This window comes from Phenylobacterium sp., from assembly GCF_965284355.1.
Classification (GTDB): Bacteria; Pseudomonadota; Alphaproteobacteria; order Caulobacterales; family Caulobacteraceae; genus Phenylobacterium.
In genome coordinates this window covers 2,343,499-2,359,178 of sequence record NZ_OZ260078.1, presented here as the reverse complement: position 1 = coordinate 2,359,178, position 15,680 = coordinate 2,343,499, and the positions used below count along the sequence as shown (strand labels likewise).

Genomic DNA, 15,680 nt, shown 5'->3' with positions numbered 1-15,680 from the left:
CATCCGGGAACAGCCGAACTCATGACTGACATCCGGCTTTCGGGCCGACCGACCCTCGATCCCGAGCGTGAGTCCGACGATGCGCGGCCGGTGCCGCCGGCAGAGCCGTCGCGCGCGTTTGCTGAACCTTCCCGCCCCGCGCCGCCCCTAGCGCAGGCGCCGGGCGCGCGTCATGGCCCCGCCGCGCATATCGCGTTGGCGGCGGAAGCGCTGCCCGATCTGGATGATCCCGCGTTCGGCCGCCTGTTCGACCGTTTCGGCGACGGCCGGGTCGTGCTTTTGGGCGAGGCCACCCACGGAACGTCGGAGTTCTATCGCGCGCGGGCGGCCATCACCCGCTGGCTGATCGAGAAGCGCGGCTTCAACATCCTGGCGCTGGAGGCCGACTGGCCGGACGCACGTGCGCTGGACGCCAGGGTCCGGGCGGCGAAACGACCGCCTGCGGCCTCCCCTGCCAATCAGAACCGGATGTGCCGGAACGCAGAGTTCGACGACTTCCTGACCTGGCTCGCCAACCACAACAGCGACCGACCGAAGGGCGCTCAGACGGCGATCTACGGGCTGGACCGCTACAACCTGGCCGGTTCGATGCGGATGGCGGTGGACCAACTGGCCAAGGCCGATCCGGAGACCGCCGAGGTTGCACGCGAACGCTTCGGCTGCCTGGCGCCGTGGGCGCAGGATTCCGATGCGCGTGGCCGGATGGCGGTGTCGGGGCGCTATGCGGCCAGCGAAGCCGCGGTGACGTCGCGGCTGGCCGACGCGCTGGCCCGCCAGCTCCAGGAGACCGCCGGGGGCGATGAGGCGCTGCTCAGCGCCGCCAACACCGCGCGGCTGGTCCGTGAGGCCCCGGCCTACTACCGGGCCATGTACTACGGCGGCGCAGAGGCCTGGAACCTGCGCGCCCGGCATATGATCGACACCCTGCAGGCCCTGCGGGAAAGCAAGGGCCGTGACGCCAAGGTCGTGGTCTGGGCGCACAATGCCCAAGTCGGCGATGCGCGGGCGACCGAGATGGGCAGCGTTCGCGACGCGCTCAGCCTGGGCCAGCTGTGCCGCGAGACCTGGGGCGACGAGGTGCGGCTGATCGGCATGGGCGCTCACGCCGGAGAGGTCGCTTGCGCCAGCCCCTGCGACGGGTCTCTCAAGGTGACGCCGCTGCGGCCATCCCTGCCTGAGAGCCAGGAACGCGATGCGCAAGACGCCGGGATCGGCCGCTTCCTGCTGGACCTGCGTCCTCAGGTGAACAGCGCATTGCGCCGCGCCCTGTCCCAGCCACGGCTGGAGCGGTTCGTGGGCGCCATCTACCACCCCGAGACCGAGCGCCAGAGCCACTACGCCGCCTGCCGCCTACCCGAGCAGTTCGACGCCTGGGTCTGGTTCGACCAGACCCGGGCGGTGAGCCCGCTGCCGTCGTCCGCCACCCCTGCGCGCGTGGACGACACTTGGCCGTTCGGGTTGTAGCAGACTAGGTTCGGGCCTCGGGCCGCGGGGGCGGCGCACGGAGCCTGTTTGATGATCTGGTTCGTGGCGCTGGCCTTAGGGGCCTGGGTCTTCATCCTGTCGTTCCAGCTCGCCGACCTGCGTGCTCACGTCCACAACCTCGAGCGACGACTGGCCGAGCTGAAGGCAAGGCTGGACGACAGCGTGCAGCCGGCGGCCAAGCCGGTGAAGCCCAGGACGTCCACGACGGCCGAGCCGGTCCAGGACGCGTCGGCCGCGGACCCGCTTCGCGACGTGCTCGCCGTGTCACAGCGCGGTCAGCCGGAGAGCGTGACGGACGCCGCCCCGACCATTCGGCTCCGTCCGCCGCCGCCCCGTCCGTCTGGCCCACCGCTGCGGGAGGTGGTCCGCGCCTGGCTCGAGGAGAACGGCCTGGCCTGGGCGGGCGGCGCCGCGCTGGCGCTGGGCGGCCTGTTCCTGGTGACCTACGCGGCCCAGCGCGGCGTCTTCACACCGCCACTTCGGATCGCGGCCGCGATGATGACGGGCTTCGTCCTGCTGGGCGCCAGCGAATGGTTGAAGAGCAAGGTGGGCAATCCGCTGGCCGCGGCCCTCGCCGCCGGCGCCGGCGCGGCCACGCTCTACGGCGCGGCGTGGGCGTCTTACTGGCTCTACGCCTTCATCGGCCTCGCCCCTGCCGCAGGGCTGATGGCGGTCATTTCGTTCGGCCTTCTCACACTGGCGTTCCGACACGGCGAGCCCCTCGCGGTCCTGGCCGTGTTCGGAGGCTTTTTGGCCCCCGTCGTCACCGGACCCCAGGAATGGAGCGCACCTGCGCTAACCGGCTACCTGGCGCTGATGATCGCCACCGGCTTCGGCGTCGCGGCGGTACGCGCGTGGGGACGTACAGGCGTCACCGCGCTGGCGGGCGCCTTCCTGTGGGGCGTCGCGGGCTTCGCGGCGGAGGACAACGCCCGGGTGGTGGCGCTGGCCGTGGCGCCGATGGTGCTGGCCTACGCCGCCGTCGAGTGGCGCCGCCGCAAGGGTGAGGCGGCGGTCGGCGATCCCGGGCCGGGCAACACCTTCGTCACCCTGCCGGCATTTTCGCTGATCGCGGCGGGCCTGCTGGTGGTGACCGCGTGGTTCTCGAGCATGACCGGGGCGTGGCTGGCGCCTGTGAGCGTGGGGTCGATCCTGGTCGCGCTGTTGACCGCGCTGGGCGACCGCCGCGGCCTGATCCCTGCGCCGATTCAGGCGATCGGCTATGCGCCGGCGCTGGCCTTCCTGGGACTGAGCTTCCGCGATCTTGCGCCAGCCGACGTGGCCCAGGCGGAGATCTGGGGCGGCGTCCTCATTGCCGCGATGGCGGCGGCGGGCGTCATGGCCGCGACCGGTCAGCGGACGCGCGTGTCGCGGCTCGGCGGGGCGGCCGCGGGCCTGGTGGCAGTGGCGATCGCGCTCAGCCTGCAGGGACCGCTCACCCAGCCAGTGCCCTGGCTGCCCGACGCCGGCGCGGCGCTGATCCTGCTGGCGGGCGCTGCCGTGATTGCCCGGACCTCGGCGGAGCCGCAGCGCGACCTGTCGCTGGCGATCTGGCTTTGGGCTGCCGGGGGCGGGGCACTGGTGGCGCTGCAGCAGGGGATCGATCCTCGGGGGCTGCCGGTCACGGCCGCCGGCCTGTCGCTGGTCGCGGCCGTGATGCATGCGCGCCTGGGCTGGCGCGGCTTCGCGGCGGTGATGGTCGGCTCCGCGGTGGCGTCTCTCGGCGCGCTAATCTCGCCGGAGGTGTTCGAGGCGCTGGAAGACGGCAGGCTGCGCTGGTGGGCTCTGGCTGCCGTGGCGGCCGCGGCTGCCGGCCTCACCCATGTGGGGTCGCGACTGTCGTTACGCCCCGACCGACCGCGTGAGAGCGCCGAGGCCCTGTCGACCACCGCGCTGGTCATCGGGCTGGCCGGCGTGATCCTGCTGCTGCGTCATGCGGCCACGTCAGGCGCGGTGGGCGGGGGCGGACTGGACCACTTCGTCGAGGCGAGCCTGCGGACCCTCCTCATCCTCGTGGCCGGCCTGACCTCGGCCCAGTCGGTGCGCGCGGACTCGAGCGTCATCGCCCGCTGGCGCGGCCAGGTGCTGCTGGGTCTGGGCCTGGCGCATGGCCTGCTGCTCCAGGCGCTGACCCTGAACCCGGTTTTCGCCGACGGGACGCCGCGCGTCGCCGGACCGCCCCTGCTGGACAGTCTGGCGCTGGGCTTCCTGGCTCCGGCCGTGATCCTGGGCTTCGCCACCTGGAAGAAGGTCAGCGTCAAACGTTGGCTGCTGGCGGCCTACACCATTGGCGCCGGGGTGTTCGCCGTGGTCTGGGCGTTCATGGAAACGCGCCGACTGTTCCAGGGCGCGAGCCTGGCGGGCGGCTTCGACGGCATCGGCCGCGCCGAGGCGGCGGCCTACGCCGTCCTGGCCGTGGCGGTGGCCCGGGCGCTGATCTGGGTGGGCGAGCGCGCCGCCCGGCGACCCTGGAGCGTGTCATCGCTGTCGGGCGACTTCGTGCGTGCGGGGCAAGGCGTGAGCTGGGCCGCGTTGGGGCTGGCGGTGCTGGTGTTCGGCTGGGGCGCGAGCCCCTGGTGGGGGCCGATCGACCGGCCGCTGGCGGGGGCCTACGCCACCGGCCTGCTGTTCGGCGTCTACGCTCTGGGCGCCGTCGCGGCCTACCTGCTGTCACAGGCGGTGGCGACGGGCGGACCTGCGCCGCTGGCCCGCGCCGCCCGGCTTGTGGGGGTGGGGATCGTCTTTGCGTTGACCAACCTCGTCGTGCGGTTCGGCTTTCATGGCTACGACATGCGCCCCGTGCTTCGCGACCAGAGCGTCGAGACGTGGGCCTTCTCAGCCGTGTGGGGCCTGTTCGGCTTCGGCCTCCTGGTCTACGGCGCCGCGCGCAGGTCGAACGACCTGCGGACCGCGGGCATGGGCGTGCTGATGCTGACGCTCGCGAAGATCTTCCTGTTCGACATGTCCCGGCTGGACGGCGTGATCCGGGCCGCCTCGTTCCTGGCGGTCGGGACGCTCCTGCTGGGCGCGGCGGTCATCGTGCGCAGGCTGGGGGGGACCCAGGCGCTGCCCTTCGGCCTCGGCGGCAAACGCGAGGCCGAAGAACAGTAGACCCTAGCCGATCGAGACGCGCAGCATCCAGGCGTGCTTTTCGTGGGCCTCGACGCGGGCGTCGATCAGGGAGGCGGTGACGTCGTCGACGCCGTCGCGGGCGGCCTTGGCGGTGGCGACCAGGGCGGCGTGGTCGGCGACCAGCTCCTTGAGCATGGCCTCGGCGCTCTGGCTGGGGTCGCCGTCCTTGATCTGCGACAGCTGGCCGAAGGCGCCGTAGCCCATGGGCGCCAGCTCGCCCAGGGCGCGGATGCGCTCGGCGATCAGATCGATGGCGGCCCACATCTCGGTGTAGTGGGTCATGAACAGGGCGTGCAGCGAGCCGAAGTTCGGGCCGCGGACGTTCCAGTGGTAGCCGTGGGTCTTCAGATAGACCGCGTAGGTGTCGGCCAGCAGCTTGGAGAGCCCGGCGGCGATCTCTTTCTGCGATTTGTCGGCCATGTCTGTCTCTCCTGGGTCAGCGGGTGCGGACGCGGGCGGGCTTGAGGGCCCAGGCGCGTTCGTGGACGGCGAAGGCGATGGTCTGGAAGATGGGCTCGATCAGGCCCACGGCCAAGGCCGCCTGCCAGTTGCGGGTCAGCGCATAGGCCACGGCGATGGCGACGATCATGTGAACCAGCGACCAGCTGGCGGTCTTGGCGGCGAGGCGCATCGGGTGGCCCTCCATGTTGTACTGACCACAGGTAGGGACTGATCTTCAAAAGGTCCAATCGATCTTTTGGCGATTTTGCATAGAGAAAGCCTATTCACTTCGCGCTTGGCGCCCCGCCCCCGCAAGTTATCGTCGTTCAGCGACCTCTCGGCAGAAGAGGCGCAGACGGAGGAACGGCCCAATGAAGTTCACCTGGTTCAACCTCATGCCGTGGCCCTATCTCCCGGACGACTTCCGGGAGACGAACCGCTCGGTGTGGGTGGATATCGATCAGAAGCTGTTCGACCCGGCCAAGAGCCACGCAGTCTACAACACCTACATGGACCTGCTGGAGTACGCCGACACCCTCGGCTTCGACGGCGTCGGGGTGAACGAGCATCACCAGAACGGCTACGGCATCATGCCCAGCCCCAACATCATCGCCGCGGGCCTGGCGCGCCGGACCAAGGACGCGGCGGTCGTGGTGCTGGGCAACTCCATCGCGCTGTACAACCCGCCGGTGCGGGTGGCCGAGGAGTTCGCGATGCTGGACTGCATCTCGGGTGGGCGGCTGGTCGCGGGGTTCCCGGTGGGGACCTCGATGGACACCAACTACTGCTACGGCCAGATCCCCAGCCTGACGCGCGAGAAATACCAGGAAGCCCACGACCTGATCATCAAGGCTTGGACGACGCGTGAGCCCTTCGCCTTCAACGGCCGCTACAACAAGCTGCGCCACGTGAACATCTGGCCGCGGCCCATCCAGCAGCCGCACCCGCCGGTGCACATCCCGGGCGGCGGCTCGGTCGAGACCTACGACTTCTGCATCGACAACACCTACAGTTACTCGTACCTGAGCTTCTCGGGCTACCTGCGGGCCCAGGCGCTGATGAACGGCTACTGGAAGCGGGTGGAGGAGCGGGGCGTCGACAAGAGCCCCTACCGCGCCGGCTTCGCCCAGACGATCCTGGTGGCCGACACCGACGAGGAGGCCGAGCGGCTCTATTCCGAGCACGTCAGCTACTTCTACAATCGCTGCCTGCACGTCTATCCGGGCTTCGCCGACGCGCCCGGCTACCGCACGATCAAGACCATACAGACCGGCGCGCTCAGCCAGTACGCCCCGCCCACCGGCGGCTACACCCAGCTGACCTGGAAGGAGCTGACCGAGCAGGGCCATATCATCGCAGGCTCGCCCGAGACCGTGCGCCAGCGGATGGAGGACCTGATCAAAGGCCTGAACGTCGGCAACATCTTCTGCCTGATGCACGTGGGGAACATGCCGGCGGACAAGTGCATGTATTCCACCAAGCTGTTCGCCGAGAAGGTGATGCCCAAGTTGCGGAACATGTTCCCCGACTGGGATCACGACAACCGCTTCTGGACCCAGCCGCTGAAGGACCGGGTCACCTCGGGGGCCCTGCCCAAGCAGGCGCCCACCCGCGAGGAGCTGTTGAAGACCTACGCGGTGGAGGCGTGACCATGGAGCTGCGCACCGTCCAGACCACCTATGCGCCGGTCCGCTATCTCGTCGGCGGCGCCGGGCCGGACCTCGTCTTCCTGCACGGCGCCGGCGGCGTCACCGCCGACGACCCGCTGCTGGCCGAGCTGGCGAAGAGCCATCGGGTCTACGCCCCGCTGATCCCCGGCTACGGCGACAGCGAGGAGGCGCCCGAGATCCGCGACATGCTGGATTTCACCCTCCACACCTGGGACGTGGTGCAGGCGCTGGGGCTGAAGGACCCGATCCTCGTCGGCCACTCGATGGGCGGCATGATCGCGGCCGAGATGGCGGCGGTTCAGCCCAACGACGTCTCTCGGCTATGCCTGATCGCGCCCGCCGGCCTGTGGGACGACGAACACCCGATCGCCGACCTGTTCGCGACCCTGCCCTACGAGATGCCGGCGCTGCTGTTCCACGACGCCGTGGCGGGCGCGGCGATGCTGACCGCGGGCCGCAACGTAACCGACCCCAACTTCCTGCAGACCTACCTGGTCAACAACGCCCGCCAGCTGGGCATGGCGGGGCGCATATTGTTTCCCATCCCTGAGCGGGGGCTCCATCAACGCATGCACCGCATCCGCGCCCGGACCGTGATCGTCTGGGGCGACGGCGACAAGCTGATCCCGCCGGTCTACGCCCACGGGTTCAAGAAGGGCATCCTCGGCGCCGAACTGGTCTCGATCCCCGAGGCCGGCCACATGGTGACGATGGAACACCCGCGCGCCGTGGCCGAGGCGATCGGGCGGCTGGGGTAGAGGGCAACGAAGGCGCGCACGCATGCGCAGACAGCCCACAATCCTGGGGAAGCGCCCCCGCGCTAAGGCGCCGATCGTCTGACTCGTCAAGTGGATGATCTGTCTTTGTTCTGGATAATTGGGGATATATCCCCCATATTGGCGTCTGGGAGAATCACATGGCAGACGCATCGTTTGGGGATCGCCTGTCCTTTCGGCGGCCCATGCCCGACTATAGAGCTATCAACGTCAAGGCTGAGGCTGTCCTGTCGCGGTGGGGTGTGACGCAGCCTCCGATCCCGATCAAAGACATCGTGGAGCGCGAGGGAGTTGACGTGAAGTTCGTCCGCTTCGCGACCATGGGACGCACTGTCGCCGGGCTCACTAATTTTGACGAAGCCTGCATCTACGTGAATGCTGAGGACCAACTAAACCGTCAGACCTTCACCATTGCTCATGAGTTCGGGCACTGGATGCTTCATCGGGAGTTGTTCGAGCAGGACCCCGCCCGCTACAAGGTTTTGCTCAGGACCCCGACGGGGGGAATGCTCAACGCAGACCCGCTCGAGAAGGAAGCCAACGCATTTGCGGCGGCGATCCTCATGCCGACGTCGATGGTCAAAAAGGTTCGGGACCTTGTCGGGGTTCGTGAGATGGCCCGACTGTTCGCGGTTTCGCCGGAGGCGATGGAGTTTCGCCTGAAGAATGTCCGCTGACGACGCGCAGGGTGAGGCCGAAAGTTTGCCGCCCACGGCAGAGGCGGTTTTCGCAGATTTGGTGGCGCCTCCCGCTGAGTCGCTCGCACTAGAGACGCGATACGAAGAGCATTTCACAGTTCAAGCGGTGGAAGCCGAGCGTGCGCTCGCGCACCTAATCGGCCTTAGAGATCACTTCCGCCACAAGAAGCTTTGGTCGTGGTTCCTTATGGCCTTGATGGGCTTCATGGTCGGCTTTCAGAGCTGGCTAATCTACCGAGTGGGCATCGGTTTCTGGGACTTCAAGGACTATGCGTGGCTCCTGCCAACCTTGATGATCCAGTACCTCCTCCAGGTCGCTGGGCTCGCGTACATCGCCGTCCGTAGCCTTTTCAAAGACCTCAACTAGCGTTCGTTTGTGTCCCTCGGCGTCGTGCGCTTGCCCAGCGGGAGTGAGGCTTGCGCGGGCGTGTCCACCAGGTGCCCAAGAGTCTCGTTCAAGCGGCGCGTGGTTTCCTCTTCATCGATCCGCTCGGGGACTTCTGAGCCATGCAACCGTTCCTAGCCTCGCGCCTGAAGATTGGACGCGCCGCGCAGCACGTCGCGATTTTGCGCGGTGAGGTCGCCGCCTTCATGCTGAGGCGGCCGATCTATCTCTTGGTCGAACCCCACCCGGAAAATAAAGAGCTTTGGGCCTGGGCGGTGCGCGTGAAAGAGGGCGTCCCGCCGACGTGGGCGCCCATCATTGGGGATATCGTTCACAACCTGAGAGCTTCACTGGACCTTATGGCATGCGACGTTGTCCGGGTCGCGAACCCTTCGGCTCCTTTGGAGAATGTCTATTTTCCTTTCGCAAAACGACTTGAAGACCTTGACCTAATAATCGCGAAACGGATGGCGCTTGCTCCTCCTGAGGCGCAGGACCTCGTGCGGAGCATGAAGCCGTTCCCGGGTGGCAACGATGTCCTCCGGGGCATTCATGAGCTGGATATTGTCGACAAGCACAGAGCCCTACTGCCCGTTGCTGGGCACCTTCGGCATCCGATGGGCGGCGTAACTCCGGGTGACCTTTCGCCAGGATCAGAGCCTACCAAGGGCATAACAAATCCCGCTTACCGGAAGGGTCTAAAGCTGGGGGTTTCACCCGTCGATTTCAGCCTCGTCTTCCCCCAACAAGGGCCCTTCGAAGGGCGGGAACTGATCCCGAAACTTGAGAACCTCGTCAAGGATTTCGCGAGCGTCGTAGACGCGTTTGAGACTCTCAGCCTTGGAACAGTCGCTGATCCCCTTACGGACATCATGCCCCTATCCACACTGGAACGCCCCCCAGCAGGAGCAATTGTCGGCCTAGTCAAGAAACTCTAGCCGACGCCACGCCCGGACGCGCGACCGGTTCGCCCGGCTGAGCGCGTCGGCCGCCCACCCTCACGGGATCGCCACGCCCTTTTCCGGCACGCGCCAGAGGTAGATCTGAACGCCAGGGGCGACGGTGACGATCTTCTCGGGGACCCAGGCGCCCATGTCCCAGGTGTAGCTGACGATGCGCGTGCCGGGGGGCAGGGCGCGGAGTTTGGGCTTTAGGCGCTGGTTCAGTTCGGGCAGCAGGTAGAGCATCACGACGGTGGCCTCGCCGATGTCGGCGGCGAACAGGTCCTGGCGGCGAAAGCGGACCAGGTGGTCGACGCCGGCGGCCCTGGAGTTGGCGCGGGCCTCGGCCACGCGGGCCTCGCTGAGCTCGATGCCGACGCCGCGGGCGCCGAAGCGCCTGGCGGCCTCGATGGGGATGCGCCCATCGCCTGAGCCAAGGTCGTAAAGCACGTCGCCGGCCTTCACCTCGCCCAGGGCCAGCATCGCATCGACCGCCTCATAAGGCGTCGGCACATAGATCACGTCGATGTCGCGGCCGGCCGGGATCGTCTGGCAGGCGGCCAGGAGCAGGGTCGCGACCAGCGCCAAGGCGGCTCTCATGCGTGTGCTCCCGCGCGTTTTCGACAGCCCGACTGTGAGGGGCGGTATGCGGGCGGTGCGTTCACGCCTTCGTGAGCGGAGGCGCGGTGACGCTGAACCAAATCCGGCCAACGGAGTTTTGCCTCCCCATCGAGGGACGTCTGGAGCGGACAGGGCGCGATGCGCCGGCCCCCTCCATCGATGGACCCATGAGAGGAGAGACCGATATGAAGACCATGATCGTGACCCTGGCCGCCGCCACCGCCCTGACCGCCGGCGCGGCCGCCGCCCAGCCCTATGGCTATGGCCGCCACGACAACCGCTGGACCGACATCGACCGGCGCCAGGAGCAGCTGGCGTTCCGGATCGACCAGGGCGTCCGCTCGGGCCAGCTGACCCGCCGGGAGGCGTATCGCCTGAAGACCGAGTTCAACCGCGTCGCCCGCCTGGAGGCGCGCTATCGGGTCAACGGCCTGTCGGGCTGGGAGCGGGCCGACCTGGACCGCCGCATGGACATCCTGAGCAACGATGTGCGCCTGTCGCGCCGCGATGACGAGCGGCGTTACGGCTACAACGACTATCCGCGGTACTAGCCCGACCGCGCAGAGGCGCCCCCTCCTACTCCAGGAGGAGGGCCCTCGAAAGATTTGGTCCGAGGCGCGGTTCTCGGACCTCGATGTCGGCGGCGGGAAGGGCGCACCTTCCCGCCGCCTTCGTTTATGGCCATGGAACCGGCGATGAACGCGCTGTTCGATCTTCCGCCTGTTGCGCCCGAGGGCTTCCGGTACCGGGACGACCTGGTGACGTCGGCCGAGGAGGCCGAGCTGGTGGACCGCCTGGCGGGGCTGGCGTTCGAGCCGTTCCAGTTCCGAGGGTATGAGGGCCGCCGGCGCGTGGTGAGCTTCGGGCTGCGGTACGATTTCACGGGCCCGGGGCTGGTGGACGCCGAGCCGATGCCGGATTGGCTGTTGCCCGTCCGCGACCGTGCCGCCGCGTTCGCGGGTCTGCCGGGCGAGGCGTTCCGGCACGTCCTGATCAACGAGTATCGCGAGGGTGCGCCGATCGGCTGGCACCGCGACCGGCCGGTGTTCGAGAAGATCGTCGGCGTCTCGCTGGTCTCGCCGACCGTGATGCGGTTTCGCCGCCGGGCGGGCGAACGGTTCGAGCGGATCAACGTGCCCGTCGCGCCGCGCTCGGCCTACCTGTTGGACGGGCCGGCGCGGGACGCGTGGGAGCACAGCCTGCCCGAGGCGAAGGCGCACCGATACTCGATCACCTTCCGGAATTTGCGGGCCGCCTGATTTCCAACAACGGCTGTCATCCCGGTTTCGCCGCCAGGCGAAGACCGGGACCCACGACCGGGCGCTGAGCTGGGCGTCGTCCACTGCTGAGCTTGATAGTGGGTCCCGGTCTTTGCTTCGCAAAACCGGGATGACAGCTAGGGTGGGGGAAAGGGAGCGCGCGCATGACGGTCGTCGATATCCTGCTGCTGGGGGCGCTGGCGGCGTTCGTGGTCGTCTGGTGGCTGCGCGGGCTTCCGGGGCGGGCGGTGCTGCTGGCCGGGATGGCCGGGGCGGCGTTGCTGCTGGGCCTGTGGGGCGTGATCGACGACCGGTGGCAGGACGGGATCGGCGCGGCCGTGGCGCTGGTGCTGCTGCTGGTGCTGCTGGTGAACCGGCTGCGCAAGGCGCCGGAGAAGACGGGCAAGCCGTGGGTCTCGGGCGTGCTGTTCGGGCTGCTGGCGCTGGTCCCGCTGGCGGCCATCGTGAGCTTCCCGGTCTCGGCGCTGCCGAGGCCCAGCGGACCGCACCCGGTGGGCGTGCGCAGCTTCGAGGTGGACGACGCCAGCCGGCCGGGCGTGCTGCTGGCCAAGCCGGGCCAGCCGCGCAAGCTGCTGGTGAGGGTCTGGTATCCAGCCGGCGACATCACCAGCCGGACGCCGGCGCCCTATTTCTCGGAGCAGGAGGCCGACACGACGGCCAAGGGCATGGGAAGCCTGGCGGGCTTCCCGCCGTTCTTCACCTACGTGAAGCATGTGACGACGAACTCGTACACCAACGCGCCGGTGCTGGCGGGGCCGTCGCGGTTGCCGGTGGTGTTCTACAGCCACGGCTACACCTCGTTCCTGTCGCAGAACACGGCGCTGATGGAGCATCTGGCCAGCCACGGCTACATCGTCTTCTCGGTGCAGCACACCTACGACTCGTCGGACACCGTCTTCCCGAGCGGCGAGGTGGCTCCGGCCGATCCCGCGCTGGCGCAGATGGCCAAGGCGCCCGAGACCGACGCCGCCAAGGCGGCCCGTACGGCGCAGCAGCAGGCGCTGTCGGGGGCCACCCTGGACGCGCGGCTGGAAGGCTATCTGCGGATGCGCGAGCTGGCGCTGGGCGGGATCAGCGACCGGCTGATGAAGAGCGGCGAGATCTGGGCCGCCGACCGCATCTTCGTGCATGACCAGCTGCAGCGCGGGGCCGTGCCGCCCGAGATCCGCGCCATCGCCGCGGCCGGCGACCTGACGCGGGTGGGGCAGATGGGCATGTCGTTCGGGGGCGCGACGTCGGGGACCGTGTGCATGCGTGACCGGCGGTGCGCGGCCGGGATCAACCTGGACGGCGGCGACTTCCCGTTCCAGGCCTTCGCGGCCGACGTCCCGGCGCCGTTCCTGATGTTCCACTCCGACCTGGACAACATCTACACGTCGCTCAAGGTCGCGCCGCCCGAGACGCCGCGCAGCTTCAACGAGTTCTCGTACGAGCGCCTGGCGACGATGGGGGCGCGGCCGGACGTCTACCGCGTGTCGCTGAGGGGCGCGCAGCACATGGGGCTGTCGGACTTCACGCTGTTCATGCGCCGGCCGGCCCGCGACGCGCTGTTCGGCACGACGCCGACGCGGGTGATGATCGGGGCGCAGAACGACTTCGTGTTGGGCTTCTTCGACCGCCATCTGCGCGGGATCGCCAGCGATTATCCGAAGGCCGAGCTGAAACGCTACGACCGCTGGGTGAAGCCCGTGGCGGTGGACGAGGTGCGGACGTGGTGGGCGGCCAAGACGGAGGCCCAGCGCGCGGCGCTGACGGCGCGGATCGAGCGGGCGCGGGCGGCGCCCGTAGGGGCCTCGGCGCCGTAGGATTGAACCACGGATTTCACGGATATTACGGATGGGCTCGGAGCCAGCCGCAGGCTCATCCGTGAAATCGGTGAAATCCGTGGTTCAGATTGCTGCGCCTGCGGCGCGCGGGGTCAGTCGGGTTTGCCGTTCGCGGTGTCGCGGCGGGCCTTTTCCAGGTCGGCGGCTTCGGGGCCGTCGAGGGCCTGTTCGGCTTCGCGGGCCTTCTCTTCGACGGGACCGTTCTTGGCGAAGTCGTGCTGCATTTCCTGGTACTTTTTGCCCGAGACGTAGTCGCCTTCGCCCTGGATCTTGTTGTCGGTCATGACCGTGCTCCTTGCTTCAGGAGCAGAACCCGCGCGGGCGCGGCGGGCTCCATAGAGCGTTTCGATGCCCAGCATAGAGAGAACCATGTTGATCGATGTGCGGGTGGGTCCATAGTCCCGCCGCACGGCGCCGCCTGGGGAGGCGGGCGCCCCAAGGGAGATGCGTATGTCGCTTGCGAGCAGCAAGACTATCGAGAACCTGAAGGCCGCTTTTGCCGGCGAGAGCCAGGCGAACCGCCGCTACCTCTACTTCGCCCAGAAGGCCGACGTGGAAGGCTACAACGACGTGGCCGCGGTGTTCCGCTCGACCGCGGAAGGCGAGACCGGCCACGCGCACGGCCACCTGGAATTCATGGAAGGCGTGGGCGACCCCGCCACGGGCCTGCCGATCGGCGGCACCGCCGACAACCTGAAGGCCGCGATCGCCGGCGAGACGCACGAGTACACCGACATGTACCCGGGCATGGCGCGCACGGCCCGCGAAGAGGGCTACGACGAGATCGCCGACTGGTTCGAGACCCTGGCCAAGGCCGAGAAGTCCCACGCCGGCCGCTTCCAGCGCGCCCTCGACTCGCTCGATCAGTAGAAAGGCGCTGGGGAAGGCTTCTCCTCCCCCGCAGGGGGAGGGGGACCGCGGGACGCGGTGGAGGGGGAACGCCCCATCCGCCGAGCCTGCCGGACAAGCCCCCTCCACCATGCTGCGCATGGTCCCCCTCCCCCATCGGGGGAGGAGGGTCGGACAAGCGCTCCAGCGACGCAGCCCATGAGCGAAGACAGCAAAGCGCCCGGCGGCCCTCCGCGCGAAGGCAGCCTCGACGCGCCGTTCCGCCGCCCGATCCTGTGGCAGGACGAAGAGTACTATGACCTGGCGAAGGTGGAGGCCGAGCTGCAACGGCAGTTCGACGTCTGCCACACGTGCCGGCGCTGCTTCAATCTGTGCGACAGCTTCCCGCGGATGTTCGACGCCATCGACGAGGGCCCGACGGGCGAGATCGACGGCATCGGGCCCAAGGACCACGCCCACATCGCCGAAGCCTGCACGCTGTGCGACATGTGCTTCCTGACGAAGTGCCCGTACGTCCCGCCGCACCCCTTCGACATCGATATCCCGCACCTGATCCTGCGCTATCGCGCCGCCAAGCGCCGCGCGGGCGAGAAGGACTGGGTGCGCGAGCAGCTGGGCGAGATGGACCGCAACGGCAAGCTGGCCAAGCCCGTGGCGGGCCTGGCCAACTGGGCCACCGCGCGGAAGAACACGCCGCTGCGCAAGCTCCTGGAAGCGATCGCCGAGATCGACGCCGAGGCCGAGCTGCCGACGTTCGCGGGCAAGACCGCGACCGACCGGCTGAAGAGCCCGCTGGCGGCCAATCCGCAGGGCCCGGCGTTCGGCCAGCGCAAGGTCGCCCTCTATGCGACCTGCTACGTCGACTACAACAAGCCCGACACGGCGGTGGCCGCCGCCAAGGTGCTGGCGCTGCAGGGCGTCGAGGTGAAGCTGGTCTATCCCGAATGCTGCGGCATGCCGCAGCTGGAGGCGGGCGACATCAAGGACGTGGCGGGCAAGGCGCGGCGGGTGGCGGCGGCCTTCGCGCCCTACATCGAGCAGGGCTATGACGTCGTCGCGCTGACCGCCTCGTGCGGGCTGATGATGAAGTTCGAGTGGCCGCTGATGCTGCCGGACGACGCGTCGATCACGGCGCTGTCGGCCCGGACCAAGGACGTGGCCGAGTACGTCGTCGAGCTGTCGAAGACCTATGGCCTGGTTCCCGGCCTGACGCCGGTGGCGGGCGGGGTCACCTTCCATCACGCCTGCCACGCGCGCGCCCAGAACATGGGGGCGAAGTCGATGGAGATGCTGAAGCTGATCCCCGACACCAAGGTCGACCTGGTTGAGCGCTGCTCGGGCCACGGCGGCACGTTCGGGGTGATGAAGGCCACGCGGCCGGCGGCCAACAAGGTCGGGCGGCCCGCCGCCCGCCAGGTGACGGCCAAGGGCAACGAGACCCTGTGCTCGGACTGCCCGCTGGCCTGCAAGCACCTGGGCCAGCTGATCGGGGACGAGGCCAAGGAAGGGGCGCCGCCCAGGCCGGCCGAGGCGCACCCGATCGAGGTGTTCGCCCGCGCCTATGGAGTGATCTGAA

16 protein-coding genes are annotated in these 15,680 nt (G+C 68.6%); 12 read left to right on the top strand and 4 right to left on the bottom strand.

Annotation, left to right across the window (positions count from 1 at the left end; translation table 11 throughout):
• Nucleotides 1-21: 21 nt before the first annotated feature.
• A complete protein-coding gene (locus ACQ66R_RS11435) occupies nt 22-1,464 on the top strand; it encodes an erythromycin esterase family protein (RefSeq protein ID WP_430422049.1) in 1,443 nt (480 codons plus the stop codon).
• 51 nt (nt 1,465-1,515) lie between these two features.
• Nucleotides 1,516-4,596: a DUF2339 domain-containing protein gene (locus ACQ66R_RS11430; RefSeq protein ID WP_430422047.1), complete on the top strand. Its 3,081-nt coding sequence runs from the start codon at nt 1,516-1,518 to the stop codon at nt 4,594-4,596.
• Nucleotides 4,597-4,599: 3 nt separating this feature from the next.
• On the opposite strand, the gene ACQ66R_RS11425 is transcribed toward ACQ66R_RS11430, so the two are convergent.
• Together ACQ66R_RS11425 and ACQ66R_RS11420 are read right to left on the bottom strand one after the other, a co-directional pair.
• The gene (locus ACQ66R_RS11425) at nt 4,600-5,037 is read right to left on the bottom strand and encodes a Dps family protein (RefSeq protein WP_430422045.1); all 438 of its coding nucleotides are present in this window, start codon (nt 5,035-5,037) and stop codon (nt 4,600-4,602) included.
• Between the two features lie 16 nt (nt 5,038-5,053).
• Nucleotides 5,054-5,248: a DUF2061 domain-containing protein gene (locus ACQ66R_RS11420; RefSeq protein ID WP_430422044.1), complete on the bottom strand. Its 195-nt coding sequence runs from the start codon at nt 5,246-5,248 to the stop codon at nt 5,054-5,056.
• 181 nt (nt 5,249-5,429) lie between these two features.
• On the opposite strand from ACQ66R_RS11420, the gene ACQ66R_RS11415 reads away from it, so the two are divergent.
• From ACQ66R_RS11415 to ACQ66R_RS11395, 5 genes are all read left to right on the top strand, one after another.
• Nucleotides 5,430-6,707 carry an LLM class flavin-dependent oxidoreductase gene (locus ACQ66R_RS11415; RefSeq protein WP_430422042.1) on the top strand — a complete coding sequence of 426 codons (1,278 nt, stop codon included), beginning with the start codon at nt 5,430-5,432 and terminating at the stop codon, nt 6,705-6,707.
• A 2-nt stretch (nt 6,708-6,709) separates the two neighbouring features.
• Nucleotides 6,710-7,486, top strand: coding sequence for an alpha/beta fold hydrolase (locus ACQ66R_RS11410; RefSeq protein ID WP_430422040.1), 777 nt, complete (start codon nt 6,710-6,712; stop codon nt 7,484-7,486).
• 158 nt (nt 7,487-7,644) lie between these two features.
• Nucleotides 7,645-8,181, top strand: coding sequence for an ImmA/IrrE family metallo-endopeptidase (locus ACQ66R_RS11405; RefSeq protein WP_430422039.1), 537 nt, complete (start codon nt 7,645-7,647; stop codon nt 8,179-8,181).
• The gene (locus tag ACQ66R_RS11400) at nt 8,171-8,569 is read left to right on the top strand and encodes a hypothetical protein (RefSeq protein WP_430422038.1); all 399 of its coding nucleotides are present in this window, start codon (nt 8,171-8,173) and stop codon (nt 8,567-8,569) included. The genes ACQ66R_RS11405 and ACQ66R_RS11400 overlap by 11 nt, the downstream gene beginning before the upstream one ends.
• A gap of 140 nt (nt 8,570-8,709) precedes the next feature.
• Nucleotides 8,710-9,525: a hypothetical protein gene (locus ACQ66R_RS11395; protein WP_430422036.1), complete on the top strand. Its 816-nt coding sequence runs from the start codon at nt 8,710-8,712 to the stop codon at nt 9,523-9,525.
• A gap of 60 nt (nt 9,526-9,585) precedes the next feature.
• Here ACQ66R_RS11395 and ACQ66R_RS11390 read toward each other — a convergent pair whose 3' ends face one another.
• Nucleotides 9,586-10,128 (bottom strand): SAM-dependent methyltransferase, encoded by a 543-nt coding sequence (locus ACQ66R_RS11390; protein WP_430422034.1) that lies wholly within the window; start codon nt 10,126-10,128, stop codon nt 9,586-9,588.
• 206 nt (nt 10,129-10,334) lie between these two features.
• Between ACQ66R_RS11390 and ACQ66R_RS11385 the strand changes: the two genes are divergently transcribed.
• The 3 genes from ACQ66R_RS11385 (at nt 10,335) to ACQ66R_RS11375 (ending at nt 13,234) form a co-directional block, all read left to right on the top strand.
• Complete coding sequence (locus tag ACQ66R_RS11385; RefSeq protein ID WP_430422032.1) at nt 10,335-10,700, top strand: hypothetical protein; 366 nt, start codon at nt 10,335-10,337, stop codon at nt 10,698-10,700.
• Between the two features lie 144 nt (nt 10,701-10,844).
• On the top strand, nt 10,845-11,408 hold the full coding sequence (locus ACQ66R_RS11380; RefSeq protein WP_430422030.1) for an alpha-ketoglutarate-dependent dioxygenase AlkB: 564 nt from the start codon (nt 10,845-10,847) through the stop codon (nt 11,406-11,408).
• Between the two features lie 164 nt (nt 11,409-11,572).
• Nucleotides 11,573-13,234, top strand: coding sequence for a hypothetical protein (locus ACQ66R_RS11375; protein ID WP_430422028.1), 1,662 nt, complete (start codon nt 11,573-11,575; stop codon nt 13,232-13,234).
• A 113-nt stretch (nt 13,235-13,347) separates the two neighbouring features.
• Here ACQ66R_RS11375 and ACQ66R_RS11370 read toward each other — a convergent pair whose 3' ends face one another.
• Nucleotides 13,348-13,539, bottom strand: a complete 192-nt coding sequence (locus ACQ66R_RS11370) for a hypothetical protein (RefSeq protein WP_430422026.1) — start codon at nt 13,537-13,539, stop codon at nt 13,348-13,350.
• A gap of 166 nt (nt 13,540-13,705) precedes the next feature.
• On the opposite strand from ACQ66R_RS11370, the gene ACQ66R_RS11365 reads away from it, so the two are divergent.
• Both ACQ66R_RS11365 and ACQ66R_RS11360 read left to right on the top strand, forming a co-directional pair.
• Nucleotides 13,706-14,125: a rubrerythrin family protein gene (locus ACQ66R_RS11365; protein WP_293362671.1), complete on the top strand. Its 420-nt coding sequence runs from the start codon at nt 13,706-13,708 to the stop codon at nt 14,123-14,125.
• Between the two features lie 177 nt (nt 14,126-14,302).
• The gene (locus ACQ66R_RS11360) at nt 14,303-15,679 is read left to right on the top strand and encodes a heterodisulfide reductase-related iron-sulfur binding cluster (RefSeq protein WP_430422024.1); all 1,377 of its coding nucleotides are present in this window, start codon (nt 14,303-14,305) and stop codon (nt 15,677-15,679) included.
• The last annotated feature ends 1 nt before the right edge of the window (nt 15,680 follow it).